We start from the raw sequence: 18,145 nt of genomic DNA, 5'->3' as shown, positions 1-18,145 counted from the left end.
ACATCCTCGCAAGGTTCAACTTCCGTCAAGGATTTGCGCCTGTCAGGAATCCGGCGTCGACAGCCCGACCTACTGATCCAAGAACGACCTCAGCTTGCGCGACCGGCTGGGATGCTTCAGCTTGCGCAGCGCCTTGGCCTCGATCTGGCGAATTCGTTCGCGCGTGACCGAGAACTGCTGGCCCACTTCCTCCAGCGTATGGTCGGTATTCATCCCGATGCCGAACCGCATCCGCAGCACACGCTCCTCGCGCGGCGTCAGGCTGGACAGGACCCGCGTGGTGGTTTCCTTCAGGTTGTCCTGGATGGCTGAATCCAGCGGCAGGATCACGTTCTTGTCTTCGATGAAATCGCCCAGCTGCGAGTCCTCTTCGTCGCCGATCGGCGTCTCGAGACTGATCGGCTCCTTGGCGATTTTCATCACCTTGCGAACCTTTTCCAGCGGCATCTGCAACTTCTCGGCCAACTCTTCCGGCGTCGGCTCGCGGCCGATCTCGTGCAGCATCTGGCGGCCCGTGCGCACCAGTTTGTTGATCGTCTCTATCATGTGCACCGGGATGCGGATCGTACGCGCCTGGTCGGCGATCGACCGGGTAATGGCTTGGCGGATCCACCACGTCGCATAGGTCGAGAACTTGTAGCCGCGGCGATACTCGAACTTGTCCACGGCCTTCATCAGGCCGATATTGCCTTCCTGGATCAGGTCCAGGAATTGCAGACCCCGGTTGGTGTATTTCTTGGCGATCGAGATCACCAGCCGCAGGTTGGCCTCGACCATTTCCTTCTTGGCCTGGCGGGCTTCTTTCTCGCCCTTCTGCACCTGATTCACGATCCGGCGGAACTCGCTGATGTCGAGGCCCACATACTGGCCCACCTGGGCCATATCGGCGCGCAACTCTTCCACCTTCTCGGGGCTGCGCTCCATGAACATCTTCCAGCCGCGACCGTCCTTCGCTGCCATGTCCTCCAGCCAGTTGGGGTCAAGCTCGCGACCGCGATACGCGTCGACGAATTCCTTGCGGTTGATGCGCGCCTGGTCGGCCAGCTTTACCATGGCCGAGTCAATCTGCATGATCCGGCGGTTGATGCCATAAAGCTGGTCGATCAGCGCCTCGATCCGGTTGTTGTGAAGGTGCAGCGAATTCACCAGCTCCACGATCTCGGACCGCAGCTTCTGGTAGGTCTTTTCCTGCTTGTCACTGAACGACCCGTCCTCGTTCAGCGTGGCCGAGATGCGGCTGTCCTGCATCTCGCTCAGTTTCTCGTAATCCGAGGCGATCCTGTCCAGCGTTTCCAACACGCGCGGCTTCAGCGTGGCTTCCATCGCCGCAAGGCTCATGTTGGCCTGTTCTTCGTCGTCCTCATCGTCGTCGCTGGCGATAGGGTTGCCGTCCGCGTCAAGCTCGGGCTCGCTCTTGTCCTCGGACTTTTCGTTCGGGGCGCTGGCGATGTTGGCGGCCTCGACCACGGGCTCGTCGGTCTCGCCGTCGCCCATCTGGTCGCCGAACGTCGTCTCAAGGTCGATCACGTCGCGCAGCAGGATGTCCTCACCCAAAAGCTCGTCGCGCCAGATCGTAATCGCCTGGAAGGTAAGTGGGCTTTCGCAAAGCCCTAGGATCATCGTGTTGCGCCCGGCCTCGATCCGCTTGGCGATGGCGATCTCGCCTTCGCGACTCAGCAGTTCGACAGACCCCATTTCGCGCAGGTACATGCGCACCGGGTCGTCGGTACGGTCGAGCTTTTCGTCTTTGCCCGAGCCAAGCGCGACCTCGCCCTTCTTGCCGATCTCGGCAACGGCGGTGGTCTTCTGCTCTTCTTCCTCGGCTTCTTCTTCCTCGATGATGTTGATGCCCATCTCGGACAGCATCGACATCACGTCCTCGATCTGTTCGCTCGACACCTGTTCGGGCGGCAAGACCTTGTTCAACTGGTCATAGGTAATGAAGCCGCGTTCCCGCGCCTCGCCGATCATCTTCTTGACAGCCGCCTGGCTCATATCGAGCGAGATTTCGGCGTCCTGTTCTTCGGTCTTCTGATCGTCGTCGGTGTCTTTGGCGGCCATTCAGCTCTCCTGGTCCCATCTGGGTGAAGGTGATTCGCTAAAACGAATCAACATGGCGACGGGGTGATTCGCAAACCCTTAACCCCAGATTGCTTAAGATAACATTCAAAGCGTTACCCGTCAGACCCTTTGTTGAACCCGATCTGATCCAGCAACGCATCGAATCGCTCTCTCTCTGCGCGGTTGACCGGGGCACCGTTTTGGCCCCGCTCATATTCCGTCTTGTCTTCCTGCTGGCTGGTCCACGCCCGGTTGCGGGCCTGTGCTGCCTCGTTCAGTCGCCATGTGACGGCTTCATCGGCAACACCAGCAATGTCCTGCTCGGCCTCCCGGACTTCAGCCGCCAATCCGCGGTCCGCCTCCAGCTTCGCCAGTGTTTCGCCAACGGTCATGCGGGCAAGCTCCGCATCCCCCGGGCGCCGCACGGCAGGAACTAAGGCGACATGGGGCAGCGACAACAGTTTTTCAACCACGTCGAGGCCGAGTCTTTCCGACAATTCGGATTCCAGCGTTCCGGTGCCGCCGGGCTGATGAAACAGCAGCGCATCGCGGACCAGCCCGTGATGCGGCGGCTCACATTGCAGCCGATCCAAGTCGACCTCGAACTCCGGCAGGATCTCGGGATTGCGGATCAGCGTGGCCAGAACCACCGCCTCGCGCAGATGGGTGTGCGCCGCATCGCCGGAGGCGACCAGCAGCGAGGATTTCGTCGTCGCCCGCACAGGCTCGATCTTCTGCCACTTGCCACCCCGCGCCGCGAATGCGCCGCCGCTCTTGGGCTTCGGCCGGAACAACTGCCAGCGCAGGTCCTTGACCGCCTGTCCGTAGTGGCTGCGCAGGCTGGGGTCGCGGATTGTCATGATCTTTTCGCGCAGCGCCTTGTCCAGCGCCGCCTTGCGCTCGGGGCTGTCGAAATCGCGCCCTTCCGTCTCGCGCTGCCACAGCAGGTCGACCATCGGCATTGCCTTGTCCAGCAGTGCCTGTACAGCCCCCGCGCCCTCGGCGCGCAACAGATCATCGGGGTCCTGCCCCTCCGGCATCAGCACGAACCGCAGCGACTTGCCCGCCTCCAGCAGCGGCAGCGCCAAGTCGATCACCCGGTAGGCCGCGCGCAGCCCCGCCGTGTCGCCATCCAGCGCCATGATCGGCTCGTCCGCGATGCGCCACAGCATGGCCAGCTGGTGTTCCGTCACCGCCGTGCCCAAGGGCGCCACCGATGCGCCGAACCCGGCCTCGGCCAGCGCGATCACGTCCATATATCCTTCAGCGACGATCAGCGGCTGTCCCTTGCCCGCCGCCTCGCGTGCGGGGCCGTGGTGATAAAGCGTGCGCGACTTGTCGAAAAGCTCGGTTTCCGGGCTGTTGAGGTATTTCGCATTGTCATCCGGGTCTATCGCCCGCCCGCCGAAGGCAATGCAGCGGCCGCGCGGGTCGCGGATTGGGAACATGATGCGGTTGCGAAACGTGTCATAGGGCTTGCCGCCCTTGTTGCTCGGCTTGGCCAGCCCACAGCCCAGGATCAGGTCGTCCTCGACGCCCTTGCCTTTCAAATGATCCCACAGATTTTGCCAGGCGTCGGCAGCAAACCCGATGTCATACCGGTCCTGCGCCGCCTCATCGAGGCCACGCCCCGCCAGGTAGTCGCGCGCCGCGGCCCCCGCCCCGGCCTTCAGCATCAGGCGGAAATGGCGCACCGCCATCTCCATCACCTCGACCAGCTGCGTGCGCCGGTCGGCCTTGGCCTGGGCTTGGGGGTCACGCTCGGGCACGGTCATTCCGGCCTCTTGCGCCAGGATCTTTACCGCCTCCATGAACTCCACGTTCTCGGTCTCGCGCACGAAAGAAATGGCGTCGCCCTTCGCATGACAACCGAAGCAATAGTAATAGCCCTTGCGATCATCGACGTGAAAGCTGGCAGTCTTTTCGTGGTGGAACGGGCAAGGCGCCCACATGTCGCCCTTGCCCTGATTGGACTTGCGATTGTCCCACATGACCTTGCGCCCCACCACCTGCACGAGGGAGGTGCGGGTGCGCAGCTCGTCAAGGAATCCGGGTGGCAGGCTCATCCCTGTAATATGGTTCAACCGAATGCCCGCGCCAAGGCGGTTTGCACGATTTAGGGCTGGAACCCCAGACAGCCTTCGCGATAGCGCTCTGTCACGACGCGGGCCGCACCCGGCTTGCCCATCTCCTGTGCGTCTATCGTAAACACCCAATCCACCAGTGGCGGCACCATGGGCGTAAGCCGCGCCTCGACCTTGCCGGCACCGCTGGTCAGCTCTCGCTTGATGCGCGCGGCGTCCTTGCCGGCCTTTCGCTCGGTGGCGGCAATTCCGACGACCTTCGCGGTCTCGGTGCACATCACCGTCTTATCCACCGCCGCCGCGACCGACACCGGCACCGCAAGACCTAGCGCCCCGATCATCCACAACATCTTGCCAAACATCGCCCGTCCTTTCGGCAAGCCCCGATACAGATCCAATTCTGTCAACGCATCGCCCGCACGGCAACCCCTTCCAGCGCCGCGCCAAGCTCATGCACCAGCGTCCGCACGAAAGACCGAAAGACCATCAGAAGATACGTCGCCTCCCCCGTGCGCGTCAGCGAGACCGCCATATGCGCCACCTCCGTTCGCGCCGTGTGCCCCACCCCGAACACCCCTGGCCGCAGGTCCACCGGCGTCAGCCGCGCCAGCGCCTCGGCGGCCCTGTCGCCCTCGATCTCGACCGCCGCCCAGGCATCGCTCTGGTCCACCAGCGCCGCATGCACCGCCAGTCCCTCAACCGGCTCCACACCGATCAGCAGGGCCTGCGCGCGCCCGAACCACATCACACCGCGCTCCGTCGTTCCTGTCATTTGCCCCGCCTCGGGCCAGCGCAGCCCATGCGCGGCCTCCAGCGCGCCCGACAGCGCATCATCCGCGCCGCGATAGGGCATGACCAGCGTCAGCGTGCCAAGGTCGGCCGCGCGCAGCGCGACACCGCCGATCCTTGTCGGCAGCATTCCGTCCATCGGGCTCTGCGCCGTCAACTCAGCCACGCATCCGACCTCCCTCGGGATCGAAACCGCCCGGCGCCACCACCTCGCACAGCGTCGACGAGCCTTTCAGATGCTCCACCATTCGCACATGCTCACCGATTCGCGCCCGGCCCCGAGCCAGAAACCCGAGCCCGATCACATGTCCCAGCATCGGAGAAAACGCCACCGAGGTGATGTAGCCCTCGTGGTTCTCGCTCGCCGCCGCGGCACCGGGCGCGAACAGATGCGCCCCTGCGATCAGTTCCTTCACCGCGCCCACCGGCTTCAGCCCCACAAGCTGCGCCCGGGCCTCGTCCATCAACCCCGGTCGCGCCGCCATCGCTTTGCCAATGAAATCCTTCCTGTCGATCATCATGCCCTGCATCCCGATGTCGAACGCCGTGGTGCGCCCGTGGATCTCAGCATGGGTGACGAACCCTTTCTCGATCCGCATGACATTCAGCGCTTCCATCCCGTATGGCCCGCCCTCCATAGCTTCGGCCTTGTCGACCAGCAGGTCAAAGAGCGCCGCACCGTACCGCGCAGGCATCGCGATCTCGTAGGCCAGCTCGCCCGAGAACGAGATTCGAAAAAGCCGCGCCCCAATGCCATCAATTCGCACGCCCCCGCACGCCATGAAGGGCCAGTCATCGTTTCCGAGTCCCTGCCCGATCACCTCTTCCAGCAGAGCACGCGACTTCGGCCCTGCCACCGCGAACTGCGCCCATTGCTCGGTCACCGAGGCAAAGCGCACATCCAGATCGGGCCGCAGCACCTGGTGCGCGAATTCCATGTGTCGCATCACCTGCCCCGCTGCCGCTGTGGTGGTGGTGACAAGGAAATGCGTCTCGCCCAGCCGCGCGCAGGTGCCGTCATCCATGACATGCCCGTCCTCGCGCAGCATCAGGCCATAGCGAAGGCGCCCCGTCTTCAACGTCGACATCATGCCGGTGTAAAGAAAGTCTAGGAACGCTCCCGCATCCGGACCCTGCACGTCGATTTTTCCCAGGGTCGATACATCGCAGATGCCGACGCGGTCGCGCACCATCCGCACCTCGCGGTCGCAGGATTGCCGCCAGTGCGTTTCACCCGCCTTCGGGAAATAGCTGGGCCGATACCACAGCCCCGCCTCGATCATCGGCGCGCCCCGCGCAATGGATGCCGCGTGCGAGGTGGTGAACCGCTCGGGTGCGAACCCTTTGCCCTGCGCCCCCGCGCCCATGGCGGCAATCGGCACCGGCACGTAAGGCGGGCGAAAGGTGGTCGTCCCGGTCTCTGCAATCCCGCGCCCGGTGGCATCAGCCAACACCGCCAGCGCCGCAACGTTGGAATTCTTGCCCTGATCGGGAGCCATGCCTTGAGTGGTGTAGCGCTTCATATGCTCGACCGAGGTAAAATTTTCCTGCGCAGCGAGCGCCACGTCCTTCACCGTCACATCGTTCTGGAAATCCAGCCATGCCCGGCCCTTGCCCAGGACATGCCACAACGGCGTGATCTCGTACGCGCCATCTTCCGCGCTCGGCGTAGCCACTTGCGTGGCATTAAGCCCAAGGTCCTCCGCCACCGCCCTGCCCGCCGCGGCACCGCTTCCCAGACATCCCCAGGTCGAGAATACCCCCGTCGCCGCCCCCGCATAGCGCATCCCCGGCACCGCGCCATCGCGCGGCAGGAAAGCCGCCAGCCCTTCGTCCCACACGGGCCGCCCGCCCATGTGGCAGCTTAGATGCACGCTCGGGTTCCACCCACCCGAGATGGCCAGCACGTCGGCCTGCACCGTCTCGATCCGGTCGCCCAGCCGAAAGCGCACGGCCTCCAGCGCCTTGCGCCCAACGGTACCGCAGACCTGCCCACCCGCATAAAACGGCACGTCGAGGTCACAGACCGCATCCGCCCGCGCGTCGATCAGCGCCGATACGTGAATGCCCGCCGCCGTCAAATCCCGCGCTGTCCGATGCGCCTCATCGCTGTTGGCGAACACCGCCACGCGGCGTCCCGGACATACCCGCCAGCGGTTCACATAGGCTCTCAGGGCGCCCGCCATCATCACACCGGGCCGGTCGTTGTTGGGAAATGCCACGGGCCGTTCGATCGCCCCCGCCGCCAGAACCGACCGCTTGGCGACGATCCGCCAGAAACATCCCTTCAACGCGCGACCCGCCTCAGGCGCCAGCCGCTCCAGCGCACCATATGTACCCTGATCATACGCCCCCAACACGGCAGTGCGCGTCATCACCCGTACATTCCCCATCGCCGCCAACCGCGCCCGCATCGTCTCGACCCAGGCATGACCTGCCTGCCCATCCACCTCCTCGACCTCGGCATTCAGCCGACCGCCGGTCCGCGTGTCCTCCTCGGCCAGGATCACGTCCGCCCCGGCCTCTGCCGCCGTCATCGCGGCCATCAACCCCGCAGGCCCCGCGCCGATCACCAACACGTCGCAATGCGCAAAGGCGCGCTCCCACCGCTCCGGACCCACCTCGCGCGACAGAGCCCCCAAGCCCGCCGCCCGGCGAATGACCGGCTCGTAAAGCTTTTCCCAGAACGCTTTCGGCCACATGAAGGTCTTGTAGTAAAACCCCGCGCCAAGGAACGGCGCACCGAGGTCATTCACCGCCATCAGGTCGAACGCCACCGACGGCCATGCGTTCTGTCCGAACGCCTGCAATCCCTCGTGCAGCTCCACCATCGTGGCGCGCGCATTGGGCTCCTGCGCCGCGCCTTGCCCCAGGGTGACCAGCGCATTGGGTTCCTCGCTGCCCGCAGTGAAAATGCCCCGTGGCCGGTGATACTTGAACGACCGCGCCACCACCTTGACCCCCGCGCCCATCAGCGCCGAGGCCAACGTGTCACCCTCGAAGCCAAGGTGTTGCCGCCCATCGAAGGTAAAGGTCAGTCGCCGCGACCGGTCGATCAGCCCATCACCGTCCAGCCTCATCGCGCCGCCTTTTCCGCCAGCACCGCGCTCAGAACCGCATGGCTGGCCGTGTCCCGCGTCACCACGAGCCACGCACCGCAGCCGCTCTCGTGAAACCACAGGTCGCGCGTTTCGCCACAGGGATTTTCGCGGTTGTGCATATAATCGTCCCACGCCTCGGCGCCCGCGCCTTCACCGGGGCGTTCCAGCGCGACCGCGTGGCCGGCATAGTAAAACTCCCGGCGGTCCCGCTCGCCACAAATCGGACAGGGCAGCCTCATGCCACCACCCCTGGCTTTTTCTTGCCAAAAATACTCATGGACCGACGCCCGCCAGAAACGCCTCAATGCAGGTTATGCTGCGCACCCGTCCCCTCCTCATCCATCAGCCCACGCCCGGTGCGGAACCGGTCCAGCCGCAGCCGCTCCGCCGCCTTGTGCGGGCGGTCCGTCGCCACCAGATGCGCCATGCAGTGCCCCGAGCCGGGCACCGCCTTGAACCCGCCATAGCACCAGCCACAATTCAGATAGAGACCCTCGACCGGCGCGCGGTCGATGATCGGGCTGCCATCCGGGCTCATGTCCATGATCCCGCCCCAGTTGCGCAGCACCTTGGCCTGCCCGATCATCGGCATCAGGGTCATGCCCGCCTCCATCACGTGCTCCACCAGCGGCAGATTCCCCCGCGCGGCATAGCTGGCATACATGTCCAGATCCCCGCCAAAAACCAGCCCGCCCTTGTCCGACTGGCTGATATAGAAATGCCCCATTCCGAAACTGACCACGTGGTCGATGCAGGGCTTTAACCCCTCGGTAACGAAGGCCTGCAACACATGGCTCTCGATCGGCAGGCGCAGCCCGGCCATCGCGGCCACCTGACTCGACCGGCCCGCGACGATCACCGCGACCTTCGTGGTCCGGATCGCCCCGCGCGAGGTTTGCACGCCCGTAACCGCGCCGCCCTCGATGTCGATCCCCGTCACCTCGCAGTTCTGGATCAGGTCCACACCCCGATCGCTCGCCCCGCGGGCATAGCCCCAAGCCACCGCATCATGCCGCGCTGTTCCCGCGCGCCGCTGCAACAGCCCGCCGTAGATGGGAAACCGCGCCTGCTCGTAGTCGAGATACGGCAGCACCTTCTTCAACTGCCCCACGCTCAGCAGTTCCGCATCATCGCCCTGATTGCGCATCGCGTTGCCCCGGCGGATCGCCGCGTCGCGCTGCCCGTCGGAATGAAACAGCACGATCTGCCCGCGCTGCGAATGCATCACGTTGTAGTTCAGCTCCTGCTCCAGCCCTTCCCACAGCTTCAGAGAATGACTGTAGAATTCCGAGTTGCCGGGTAGGAAGAAATTCGCCCGCACGATAGTGGTGTTGCGCCCCACATTGCCGCCGCCCAGATACCCTTTTTCCAGCACCGCGACATTGGTGATCCCGTGCTCGCGCGCCAGGTAATAAGCGGTCGACAGCCCATGCCCGCCGCCCCCGATGATGACCACCTCATAGGCATCCTTAGGGCTTGCATCGCGCCAATGCGCCTGCCAGCCACGATTGCCGGTCAGACCTTCCCTGAGGATGCGCAGCCCCGAAAACCGCATATTGTCATCTCCATCGCCAGGGGCGCGAGTGAAGCAAGTTCGAAGGGGAATGGCAACTGGCCCCTCCGCCCGCGACCGGCGAGACGGGACCGTTCAGCGCAGGTGGTCAGGCGTGGCCCGCTGGCGCTGCTCCAACGGAATGACCGAGACAGGCGCGATCGGCGCACCGTCCTCAGTTAGAAGCGGGTTCGACTTTGCCCGCCCGCTGGTCCACGCACCAGTCATACGATTCAGAACACGCAGGCCTGCGCCAATAAATCCACGGTCGGACTTGGGCGCGCCCGGCTCGGGTCTTGCATGTTTTGTGAACGCCTGGCAACGCGACCGTCCCAGCCCGGACGCAGCGCCATCCAACTCTGCCTGCCGAAGAACCACGCCGACAAACGGCAAGGCCACCCGCGACATGGTGTTGAAGATCGGCGTGTCGCAGCATCGTGCGTGCCAGCGGAACAAGCCTTTGGGCGACAGGCGCAGGATTTCAAGATGCTCCGCCCCGGCGTCGATCGTGACCCGATCCGGCGTTGTCTGCCAAATCTCGCTGCCGCCGCCGGGCGACAGGAGTTCGTCTGCGTGACCGAACAGGCCCGCCGCGGTCTGACAGTCCTTGCAGTAGCACGTGACACGGGTGCCCGCCCCGCTGGCGGGCACCGCGAGTGTCACTTCGACCACGCCGCAGCGGCAGGTCTTCTTCGCCGTCGCGGCCAAGTGTCCGCGCCTAAAGGCCCGCGGCGCGATAGCTGGTCGCGACCTTGTCGATCGACACAAGATAGGCCGCCGTTCGCAGGTCGGTCACGTCCTCGCGGGCGTGCCACGTCTCGCGCATGGTCTGATAGGCCGCGCGCATCGTGTCGTCGAGGCCCGAGCGCACCAGTTCCAGTTCGCCCGCACCGCGCAGGTACTTCTGCTTGAAATCCGGCCTCATCGACCACGCACCTTCAAGGTGATCGTCCAGCCGGCTCAGCTCCTGCACGATCAATTCGTGCCGCGCTTCCTCCTGCCGACGGCCCATCCGGCCAAAGCGGATGTGGCTCAAGTTCTTGACCCACTCGAAATAGGATACCGTCACACCGCCGGCGTTGGCATACATGTCCGGAATGATCACCGTACCCTTGCCGCGCAAAATCTCGTCCGCACCCGCCGTAACCGGACCATTCGCGGCTTCGATGATCAGGGGCGCCTTGATGTTGTCGGCATTCCCGAGGTTGATCACCCCTTCCAGCGCGGCCGGGATCAGGATGTCGCAGTCCTCTTCGAGGTATTTCGACCCGTCCCTGATGTACTTGCCCTTCGGGTAGCCGTCGACGCCGCTATGCTTTCCGATCCAGCTGCGAAGGTCATCGACGTCCAGCCCGTTTTCGTCGTAAAGGCCGCCATCTCGCTCGATCACCGCGATCACCTTGCAGCCATCTTCCTCGGACAGGAACTTGGCCGCGTGATAGCCCACGTTGCCCAAGCCCTGCACGATCACGCGCTTGCCGTCCAGCGACCCGCTCATGCCGGCTGCTTTCACGTCCTCGGGATGACGGAAGAACTCCTGCAACGCGTATTGCACGCCGCGGCCCGTGGCCTCGGTCCGGCCCTGGATACCGCCGGCATGGACCGGCTTGCCGGTCACACAGGCGCGACTGTTGATGTCGGTGGTATTCATCCGGCGGTACTGGTCGGCAATCCACGCCATCTCGCGCTCGCCCGTGCCCATGTCGGGCGCGGGCACGTTCTGCGCTGGATGGATCAGGTCGCGCTTGGCCAGCTCGTAGGCGAACCGCCGCGTGATCAACTCCAGCTCATGCTCGTCCCATTCGCGTGGGTCCACGCACAATCCGCCCTTCGATCCGCCGAACGGCGCCTCGACCAATGCACACTTGTAAGTCATCAGCGCCGCCAGCGCCTCGACCTCGTCCTGGTTCACCGCCATGGAATAGCGAATGCCGCCCTTCACGGGTTCCATATGCTCGGAATGCACACTGCGATAGCCGGTGAAGGTGTGGATCTGCCCGCGCAGGCGCACGCCGAACCGCACCGTGTAGGTGGCGTTGCAGACGCGGATCTTCTCTTCCAGGCCAGGCGGCAGATCCATCAGCGATACCGCGCGGTTGAACATCAGGTCCACGCTTTCGCGAAATGTCGGCTCCTTGATTGGTGCATTCATGGTCGGGTCTCCCTCTTCTGGCGCATGTGGCACGACTCCCCATAGCCCGCATGCATGTCGCAATGGTTAAGCGAAGTGTCCCAATTGTCCACCATAGATGCCCGACACGTTTGAAACGCGTCCGCAGCGCGCCAGACGGCACCGAATCGAAGCGTTGTTACTTTTTCCGTAACAGTCCGGAAAATCAGAAGGATTTATCCCGTGTTCAGCGCCAATAGGGCCAATTTCATCCCGGTTTCGCCTTATTTTGACCACAGACCTTTTTGATAAAGGCAGGGATTTAATCCGTTCCTGGGGCGGGAACCGTCCAAAGAGGTGTCAAAGAAATGAACGTGTCGAAATTTAAAATACGGTCGCTACAGAGCACTTGTCTGCCAACATACGCCATGGCGCGCCGCCGCGTTTCGGATTTCCGCCGCGACGAGGATGGCTCGATGATCATCCTGACGCTCTTCATCTTCATGTTCATGCTGGTCATGGCTGGCTTGGGCGTCGACTCGATGCGGCACGAGATGCACCGCGCCCACCTGCAGGCAACGCTCGACTCCGCCGTTCTGGCCGGAGCCGGCGCCTCGTCCGACGAAAAAGCAAAAGAAGTGGTCGAGGATTACTTCGCCAAGGCGGGCATGTCGCAATACCTAAACGCCATCGGCGAGGACGACATCGATATCGGTCTTAACTCGGCCTACGTGACCGCCAGCGCCGAATTCGACATGGATACCTACCTGATGAAACTGTCGGGCGTGGACCGCCTGTCGACCAGCGCGGAATCGACGGCGCAGATGCGCGTTCCGAAGCTGGAAATCGCCCTCGTGCTCGACGTATCGAACTCGATGAACGAGAACGGTACCAATGGCGAGGACAAGATCGACAACCTCGAAACGGCCGCGAAGCAATTCGTGACGACGATCCTCGACTCCGTCGATCCCGGCAACGCCGTGATCTCGATCGTGCCGTTCTCCACCTCCGTGACCCCAAGCGAGGACATCTACGATGCCCTGCTGGTCGATGAACGCCATGACTATTCCTACTGCCTGAATTTCGACGATGACGACTATGACAGCACGGCGCTCGCCACCGATGCGGCCGCCAGCGATGACCTGTCACTCATCCCGATGACGCAGGCGATCTACACGTCGCGCTTCGGCGATTTCGATAACCTGAACTGGCCCTGGCGCTCGTGCTACACCGAGGATGGCTATCGCATCATGACCTTCTCGTCGTCCGAGACGGACTTGCATACCAAGATCGAAAACATGATCGCCCACGGCAACACCACAGGTGACCTTGGCGTAAAATGGGGCGCAGCCCTGCTCGACCCGTCCTTCCGCGACGTGACCGGCACCACCGTGCCCGTGGACTACTCGGACAGCGAAACGATGAAGATTATCGTGATGATGGGCGATGGTGAAAACTCCACCACCTACTTCCTGCCCGAAGACAGCGAATACCGCGGCGAAAACTCCGATCTCTTCTATGTCGAGTATCAGGACGAGGTGTTCGACTACGCCTACTGGATCTACAATGCCAACTACCGTTGGTACGGCTCCGGCAACGAATGGCGCTGCAGCCAAAGCTGGGCCCGTTGCAAATACAAAAGCGTCACCTACGAAAGCTACGTGATGCGCGACCCCGACAGTGTGCATGCGGCCGGTCTGCTGACCACGCTCCAGACTGCGCTTGCGGCAGGTCTCCAAACCGCCGGTGCCGCTTGCGAAGACCTTATCAATGCAGGCCACGGCACCAATGGCACCAAAGAGGGCCCTCCGCCCTCAGCCTGGGAAAACCACAATTGCAGCACGCTCGAGGAAAGCATCTGGGATGCGATGATGGATGACTGGAATTACATCAACATCACCGATGGCGGCATCATCAGCGGCACGGACTTCGTGAACCTCGATGAACAGGACGGTTTCGTCGCCCGCGAACGTTACAGCTGGGAAGAGGCCTGGGGCCTGATGTCTCCAGACGAATATGGCGACATCACCGGTATCTACGACGCTTATCATGAGTACGAAAACTCCGCCTCGAATATCGACGGCACCAAAAAGAACGAGCGCATGAACAAGATCTGTACCGCCGCCAAGGACCAGGGCGTGGTGATCTACACGATCGGCTACGAGGTGACCGAGGACGGCACTGCGGAAAGCTCGCTCAAGAAATGCGCGACAGGTTATGACTCCGTCGAGGATAGCACCGCCTACTACTATGCGGTTGATGGCCTCGACATCTCCGACGCGTTCGGCTCGATCGCGGGCAACGTGCAATCCCTGAGGCTGACACAATGATACGCAAGTTCAAAACGGCCCTACGTCGGCTGAGAGCGGACGAGAGTGGCTCGGCATCGGTCGAGTTCGTCATCATCTTCCCGATCTACCTTTCGTTCATCATGATGTCGATCGAGCTGGGTTTCGTGACGATGCGCCACACACTGCTGGAACGCGGCCTGGACATCGCGGTGCGCGAGGTCCGCCTCGGGACCGGCACGGCACCCCAGCACGACGAAATCAAGGACCTTGTCTGCGACAACGCCGTCATGGTTCTGAACTGCAAGGAGAAGCTGCGGTTGGAAATGCGTCCGGCCAACATCTTTGCCCTGCAAACACTGGACACGACGGCCGACTGTACCGACAAAGCCGAACCGGCCAAGCCCGTACGCACCTTCACGCCCGGTGTCGCCAACCAGCTGATGCTGATGCGTGCCTGCTACAAGTACGAGCCCTTCTTCCCCGAAGAATTCCTGGGCTCGGCGCTTGAAAAGGATGGCAGCGGCGAGGCTTCGATTATCTCCATGACCGCTTTCGTACAGGAACCGAACTGATGCTTATGGCCCGTCTCAAAGTTTCCCTGCGCAGCTTTCTGGAAGAAACCCGTGGCTCGCTTATGGTCGAATCCGTCCTGTCGCTGCCGCTGCTCTTCTGGGGTATGGCCGCCACCTTCGACTTCTTCGAGATCCACCGCTACAAGAGCGTCCGCGAAAAAGGCACTTTCACAATCGCGGACATGATCTCACGCGAAACGCGGGCGGCTGGCCTGACTTCGATTTATCTCGACAACGCCAAGATCCTGTTTGACGAGATCACCAACGACGACGGCGTCAACCAGATCCGCGTATCGATCGTGTCCTACGACGCCGACGAGGACGAATACGGCATCGTCTGGTCCGAGGTGCGCGGCACAGGCCCCATGGCCCAGCTGACCACCGCGCAGGTCAAGGACTCGCATACTACCCTGCCCGACGTCGCGGACGGCGAAGAGATCATCCTGGTTGAATCCACCTCGTCCTACGATCCGCTCTTCAACGTCGGCCTCAACGACGTGACCATCGAAACCCGGGTGTTCAGCGCAATCCGCTTCGCGCCCCAGATCTGTTACGAAGGGGTCTGCGGGCTTCAGAAATAATCCGCAACTCAGGCGCGGTCTGCCATCAGGGCGGCGATCATCTCGGCCATCATTTTCGATTGATGTCCGGGCGTGACCCCGCCCAGCCCGATCCGGCGGCCCATCCGCCACCAAAGCCCCGGCCGCCACCGCGACGGGGCTTTCGTTTTCGCCTTGATCAGAAACCCGTTCGACGGCTTGAAGGCGAAAATGCCGCGGTCCATCGTCTCGATATCCGAGATCGCCACGATCACCTCGCCGTCGCTGCTGCGCACAGCCGCCCGCGTCAGCTCGATCTTCTGCGCCGTGGCGCGACGCATCGCGTCTCCCATCCAGACCGCCGCCGCGCCCAGCACAACCAAAAACAGTTTCCACGCCAGCGAGTCGAAGCTTCGCGTCAGCCCGATCCAGATCAGCACCGCGCCCAAAAGACCCAGGCAGCCGACGCCCAGCACGCGCCGGCCCGTCGATGCCTGCATGACCGCCAATACCTCGTCGTCGTTCATCGCCGCCGTCTCCATGATCGGTTTGCGGACTGATAGCTGGATTGCAGATCCGGCGCGAGTGCGAAAAGAAACACACCGCCCGGCGCTATCCCTCGACCATCCGGCGCACCATGTCCCAATACAGCGTCTCGACCTCGTCCAGGCTCAGCCGCCCCGCGTCGCGATACCAGGTATTGACCCCGGTCAGCAGCGCGATGACCGCCATCGCCGTGATCCGCGGCTCGGCCAGGGTAAAGTCTCCCGCGTACTGCCCGGCGCGCAGGATTTCCTCCAGCCGGGTTTCGTAGACCCGGCGCAATTCGGTGACAGCTTCAAAGTTCTCGGCCGTCAGGTTCCGCAATTCCATGTAAGATACGAAAACCGCATCGGCCCGCCGCGTGTTGAACCGGATGTGGAACCGCGTGAACGCCTCCAGACGGGCGCAGGCGTTGGCGCCTCCGGGGTCCTCGACCTGCCATGCGGCCAACAACGCGTCCATATGCTCGCGCATCAGGTCAAAGAGCAGCGATTGCTTGTCGGGCGTATAATTGTAGAGTGCCCCCGCATGCACCCCAACCTCGTTCGCGATCTGCCGCATGGACACGGCAGCAAACCCGTGCCGCGCGAAAAGCCGCAGCGCGGACTCGCGCACCCGCGGGCCTGTGGTCTTGGAATGCGAACCTTGCGTGCGTGCCATGCAATATAGGTAACTGAACGACCGTTCAGATAAAACCCCCGCTTGCCTGTGGACCGCGATCAGTGGCATGACAGACGCACCATGACGACGACGCGCCGTTTCATAGGCCTCACGGCCCTCACGCTGACCCTCGCGCTGTCGGGATGCACCCAGTTCCCCGAACTGGACAACGGCACGTCGCTCGAAACGCGCCGCGCACCCTATCCCGACCTGCTGCCTGTCGAGGACCTGCGCGCCCGCGTCGCCGCGCCGCGCGCCAGTGAGCAGACCACCCGCATGCTCGAGGCCCGCGTCGCCGCCCTGCGCGCCCGCGCCGCTCGCCTGCGCGGCTCCGTGATCGACGGTACCTCGCGGGCGCGGCTCGACCGCAAGATCACCATCGACGTGCCGCAATAACATCCGCCACTCCGCGCGCCCGAAATCTTTCAAAGATTTCGATCCGTTTTCTTTTCAAGAAAACGGTCTCGCGCAGCACGAAACCCGCGTTGCAAGGCCTGTCGCAACCGGCTAAACCCCAGCCAACCCGCCTCGACAAAATCTCAAGGATACACCCATGACCACCCCCCTTCGCCTCGGGATCGCCGGGCTCGGCACCGTCGGCGCCGGCGTCGTCAAGATCGTCCGCCAGAAGGCCAGCCTGCTGGCGGCCCGCGCCGGTCGCCCGATCGCGATTTCTGCCGTGTCCGCCCGCACCCGCGACAAGGATCGCGGCGTCTCGCTATCGGGCTATGAGTGGGAAGACGATCCGGTGGCGCTGGCCACCCGCGACGATGTCGACGTCTTCATCGAACTCATGGGCGGTTCCGACGGTCCCGCCAAGGCCGCGACCGAGGCCGCGCTTGCCGCCGGCAAGGACGTGGTCACCGCCAACAAGGCGATGCTGGCCATCCACGGCCATGCCCTCGCCGAACAGGCCGAAGCCGCAGGCCGCACCCTGCGCTTCGAGGCCGCCGTGGCGGGCGGCATCCCCGTCATCAAGGCTCTGACCGAGGGGCTAGCCGGCAACGAGATCACCCGCGTCATGGGCGTGATGAACGGCACCTGCAACTACATCCTGACCCGGATGCAATCCTCCGGTCTGCCTTATGAGGACGTGTTCGAAGAGGCCAACCAGCTGGGCTATCTCGAGGCCGATCCGAACCTCGACGTCGGCGGCATCGACGCAGGCCACAAACTGGCCATCCTCGCCTCCATCGCCTTCGGTACCCAGGTCGATTTCGACGCCATCAGCCTTGAAGGCATCCAGAAAATCACCATCGCCGACATCAAGCAGGCCGCCGACATGGGCTACCGCATCAAGCTGTTAGGCGTCGCCCGGATGACCGGGCGCGGGCTGGAACAGCGCATGTCACCTTGTCTGGTGCCGAAAAATTCTCCGCTGGGCCAGCTTGAAGGCGGCACCAACATGGTCGTCCTCGAAGGCGACGCCGTGGAACAGATCGTCCTGCGCGGCCCGGGCGCCGGCGAAGGGCCGACCGCCAGCGCGGTGATGGGCGACGTGATGGACATCGCGCGCGGCGTGCAGCTGCCCACCTTCGGCATTCCTGCAACCGACCTCGGCAAACCGGCCATCGCGTCCGAAGCCGCGGCGGTGCCCTACTACCTGCGTATGGCGCTGCACGACAAGCCCGGGGCGCTGGCCAAGGTCGCCACCATCCTCGGCAACGCCGGCGTGTCGATCGACCGGATGCGCCAGTACCGTCACGAAGAGGCGACCGCCCCGGTGCTGATCGTCACCCACAAGACCGCACCATCTGCACTGGCATCAGCGCTCGAGGCGTTGTCGCAGGTCGATGTCGTCGCTTCCGCTCCCGTCGCCCTGCGCATCGAAAGCGTCTGAGGC

Annotated in this window: 16 protein-coding genes; 5 read left to right on the top strand and 11 right to left on the bottom strand. The window is 63.4% G+C overall.

The window, feature by feature from the left end:
* Window positions 1-69 precede the first annotated feature (69 nt).
* The 9 genes from rpoD to FIU86_RS04850 all read right to left on the bottom strand — a co-directional run bounded on the left by rpoD (window position 70) and on the right by FIU86_RS04850 (window position 11,739).
* Window positions 70-2,061, bottom strand: coding sequence for an RNA polymerase sigma factor RpoD (rpoD, locus tag FIU86_RS04890; protein ID WP_152474044.1), 1,992 nt, complete (start codon window positions 2,059-2,061; stop codon window positions 70-72).
* A 113-nt stretch (window positions 2,062-2,174) separates the two neighbouring features.
* Window positions 2,175-4,127 carry a DNA primase gene (gene dnaG / locus FIU86_RS04885; RefSeq protein ID WP_152474043.1) on the bottom strand — a complete coding sequence of 651 codons (1,953 nt, stop codon included), beginning with the start codon at window positions 4,125-4,127 and terminating at the stop codon, window positions 2,175-2,177.
* A 50-nt stretch (window positions 4,128-4,177) separates the two neighbouring features.
* Window positions 4,178-4,507, bottom strand: a complete 330-nt coding sequence (locus FIU86_RS04880) for a hypothetical protein (RefSeq protein ID WP_152474042.1) — start codon at window positions 4,505-4,507, stop codon at window positions 4,178-4,180.
* A gap of 41 nt (window positions 4,508-4,548) precedes the next feature.
* A complete protein-coding gene (locus FIU86_RS04875) occupies window positions 4,549-5,100 on the bottom strand; it encodes a sarcosine oxidase subunit gamma (protein ID WP_152474041.1) in 552 nt (183 codons plus the stop codon).
* The gene (locus FIU86_RS04870; protein ID WP_152474040.1) at window positions 5,093-8,014 is read right to left on the bottom strand and encodes a sarcosine oxidase subunit alpha family protein; all 2,922 of its coding nucleotides are present in this window, start codon (window positions 8,012-8,014) and stop codon (window positions 5,093-5,095) included. Before FIU86_RS04870 ends, FIU86_RS04875 begins: the two co-directional genes overlap by 8 nt.
* Window positions 8,011-8,274, bottom strand: coding sequence for a sarcosine oxidase subunit delta (locus FIU86_RS04865; RefSeq protein WP_152474039.1), 264 nt, complete (start codon window positions 8,272-8,274; stop codon window positions 8,011-8,013). Before FIU86_RS04865 ends, FIU86_RS04870 begins: the two co-directional genes overlap by 4 nt.
* A 62-nt stretch (window positions 8,275-8,336) precedes the next feature.
* On the bottom strand, window positions 8,337-9,590 hold the full coding sequence (locus FIU86_RS04860; RefSeq protein ID WP_152474038.1) for a sarcosine oxidase subunit beta family protein: 1,254 nt from the start codon (window positions 9,588-9,590) through the stop codon (window positions 8,337-8,339).
* Between the two features lie 93 nt (window positions 9,591-9,683).
* Complete coding sequence (locus FIU86_RS04855) at window positions 9,684-10,295, bottom strand: DUF6151 family protein (RefSeq protein ID WP_152474037.1); 612 nt, start codon at window positions 10,293-10,295, stop codon at window positions 9,684-9,686.
* Between the two features lie 10 nt (window positions 10,296-10,305).
* Complete coding sequence (locus FIU86_RS04850; RefSeq protein ID WP_152474036.1) at window positions 10,306-11,739, bottom strand: Glu/Leu/Phe/Val dehydrogenase; 1,434 nt, start codon at window positions 11,737-11,739, stop codon at window positions 10,306-10,308.
* Window positions 11,740-12,125: 386 nt separating this feature from the next.
* Here FIU86_RS04850 and FIU86_RS04845 point away from each other — a divergent pair, with 386 nt between their 5' ends.
* From FIU86_RS04845 to FIU86_RS04835, 3 genes are read left to right on the top strand one after another with little or no spacing between them, the layout of a single operon-like run.
* A complete protein-coding gene (locus tag FIU86_RS04845; RefSeq protein ID WP_172977434.1) occupies window positions 12,126-14,027 on the top strand; it encodes a Tad domain-containing protein in 1,902 nt (633 codons plus the stop codon).
* The gene (locus FIU86_RS04840) at window positions 14,024-14,560 is read left to right on the top strand and encodes a TadE/TadG family type IV pilus assembly protein (protein WP_152474034.1); all 537 of its coding nucleotides are present in this window, start codon (window positions 14,024-14,026) and stop codon (window positions 14,558-14,560) included. The genes FIU86_RS04845 and FIU86_RS04840 overlap by 4 nt, the downstream gene beginning before the upstream one ends.
* Window positions 14,560-15,141 carry a TadE/TadG family type IV pilus assembly protein gene (locus FIU86_RS04835; RefSeq protein ID WP_152474033.1) on the top strand — a complete coding sequence of 194 codons (582 nt, stop codon included), beginning with the start codon at window positions 14,560-14,562 and terminating at the stop codon, window positions 15,139-15,141. Before FIU86_RS04840 ends, FIU86_RS04835 begins: the two co-directional genes overlap by 1 nt.
* An 8-nt stretch (window positions 15,142-15,149) precedes the next feature.
* On the opposite strand, the gene FIU86_RS04830 is transcribed toward FIU86_RS04835, so the two are convergent.
* Together FIU86_RS04830 and FIU86_RS04825 are read right to left on the bottom strand one after the other, a co-directional pair.
* On the bottom strand, window positions 15,150-15,626 hold the full coding sequence (locus FIU86_RS04830) for a hypothetical protein (protein WP_254703944.1): 477 nt from the start codon (window positions 15,624-15,626) through the stop codon (window positions 15,150-15,152).
* An 85-nt stretch (window positions 15,627-15,711) separates the two neighbouring features.
* Window positions 15,712-16,302, bottom strand: coding sequence for a TetR/AcrR family transcriptional regulator (locus FIU86_RS04825; protein WP_152474031.1), 591 nt, complete (start codon window positions 16,300-16,302; stop codon window positions 15,712-15,714).
* Between the two features lie 81 nt (window positions 16,303-16,383).
* Between FIU86_RS04825 and FIU86_RS04820 the strand changes: the two genes are divergently transcribed.
* Complete coding sequence (locus tag FIU86_RS04820; protein ID WP_152474030.1) at window positions 16,384-16,698, top strand: hypothetical protein; 315 nt, start codon at window positions 16,384-16,386, stop codon at window positions 16,696-16,698.
* A 157-nt stretch (window positions 16,699-16,855) separates the two neighbouring features.
* Window positions 16,856-18,142, top strand: coding sequence for a homoserine dehydrogenase (locus FIU86_RS04815; protein WP_152474029.1), 1,287 nt, complete (start codon window positions 16,856-16,858; stop codon window positions 18,140-18,142).
* The last annotated feature ends 3 nt before the right edge of the window (window positions 18,143-18,145 follow it).

This window comes from Roseovarius sp. THAF9 (genome assembly GCF_009363715.1).
In the GTDB taxonomy this organism is placed as follows: domain Bacteria; phylum Pseudomonadota; class Alphaproteobacteria; order Rhodobacterales; family Rhodobacteraceae; genus Roseovarius.
Note: the sequence above shows the minus strand (reverse complement) of the source record. Positions and strands in the feature narration are given on the sequence as shown.

Bases quoted from the DNA above. Each gene is read 5' to 3' on its own strand.
- FIU86_RS04820 (WP_152474030.1), top strand. From the start codon at position 16,384: ATGACGACGACGCGCCGTTTCATAGGCCTCACGGCCCTCACGCTGACC.
- FIU86_RS04815 (WP_152474029.1), top strand. From the start codon at position 16,856: ATGACCACCCCCCTTCGCCTCGGGATCGCCGGGCTCGGCACCGTCGGC.
- FIU86_RS04840 (WP_152474034.1), top strand. From the start codon at position 14,024: ATGATACGCAAGTTCAAAACGGCCCTACGTCGGCTGAGAGCGGACGAG.
- FIU86_RS04825 (WP_152474031.1), bottom strand. From the start codon at position 16,302: ATGGCACGCACGCAAGGTTCGCATTCCAAGACCACAGGCCCGCGGGTG.
- rpoD (WP_152474044.1), bottom strand. From the start codon at position 2,061: ATGGCCGCCAAAGACACCGACGACGATCAGAAGACCGAAGAACAGGAC.
- FIU86_RS04850 (WP_152474036.1), bottom strand. From the start codon at position 11,739: ATGAATGCACCAATCAAGGAGCCGACATTTCGCGAAAGCGTGGACCTG.
- FIU86_RS04880 (WP_152474042.1), bottom strand. From the start codon at position 4,507: ATGTTTGGCAAGATGTTGTGGATGATCGGGGCGCTAGGTCTTGCGGTG.
- FIU86_RS04845 (WP_172977434.1), top strand. From the start codon at position 12,126: ATGGCGCGCCGCCGCGTTTCGGATTTCCGCCGCGACGAGGATGGCTCG.
- FIU86_RS04860 (WP_152474038.1), bottom strand. From the start codon at position 9,590: ATGCGGTTTTCGGGGCTGCGCATCCTCAGGGAAGGTCTGACCGGCAAT.
- FIU86_RS04830 (WP_254703944.1), bottom strand. From the start codon at position 15,626: ATGAACGACGACGAGGTATTGGCGGTCATGCAGGCATCGACGGGCCGG.
- FIU86_RS04835 (WP_152474033.1), top strand. From the start codon at position 14,560: ATGCTTATGGCCCGTCTCAAAGTTTCCCTGCGCAGCTTTCTGGAAGAA.
- FIU86_RS04865 (WP_152474039.1), bottom strand. From the start codon at position 8,274: ATGAGGCTGCCCTGTCCGATTTGTGGCGAGCGGGACCGCCGGGAGTTT.
- dnaG (WP_152474043.1), bottom strand. From the start codon at position 4,127: ATGAGCCTGCCACCCGGATTCCTTGACGAGCTGCGCACCCGCACCTCC.
- FIU86_RS04870 (WP_152474040.1), bottom strand. From the start codon at position 8,014: ATGAGGCTGGACGGTGATGGGCTGATCGACCGGTCGCGGCGACTGACC.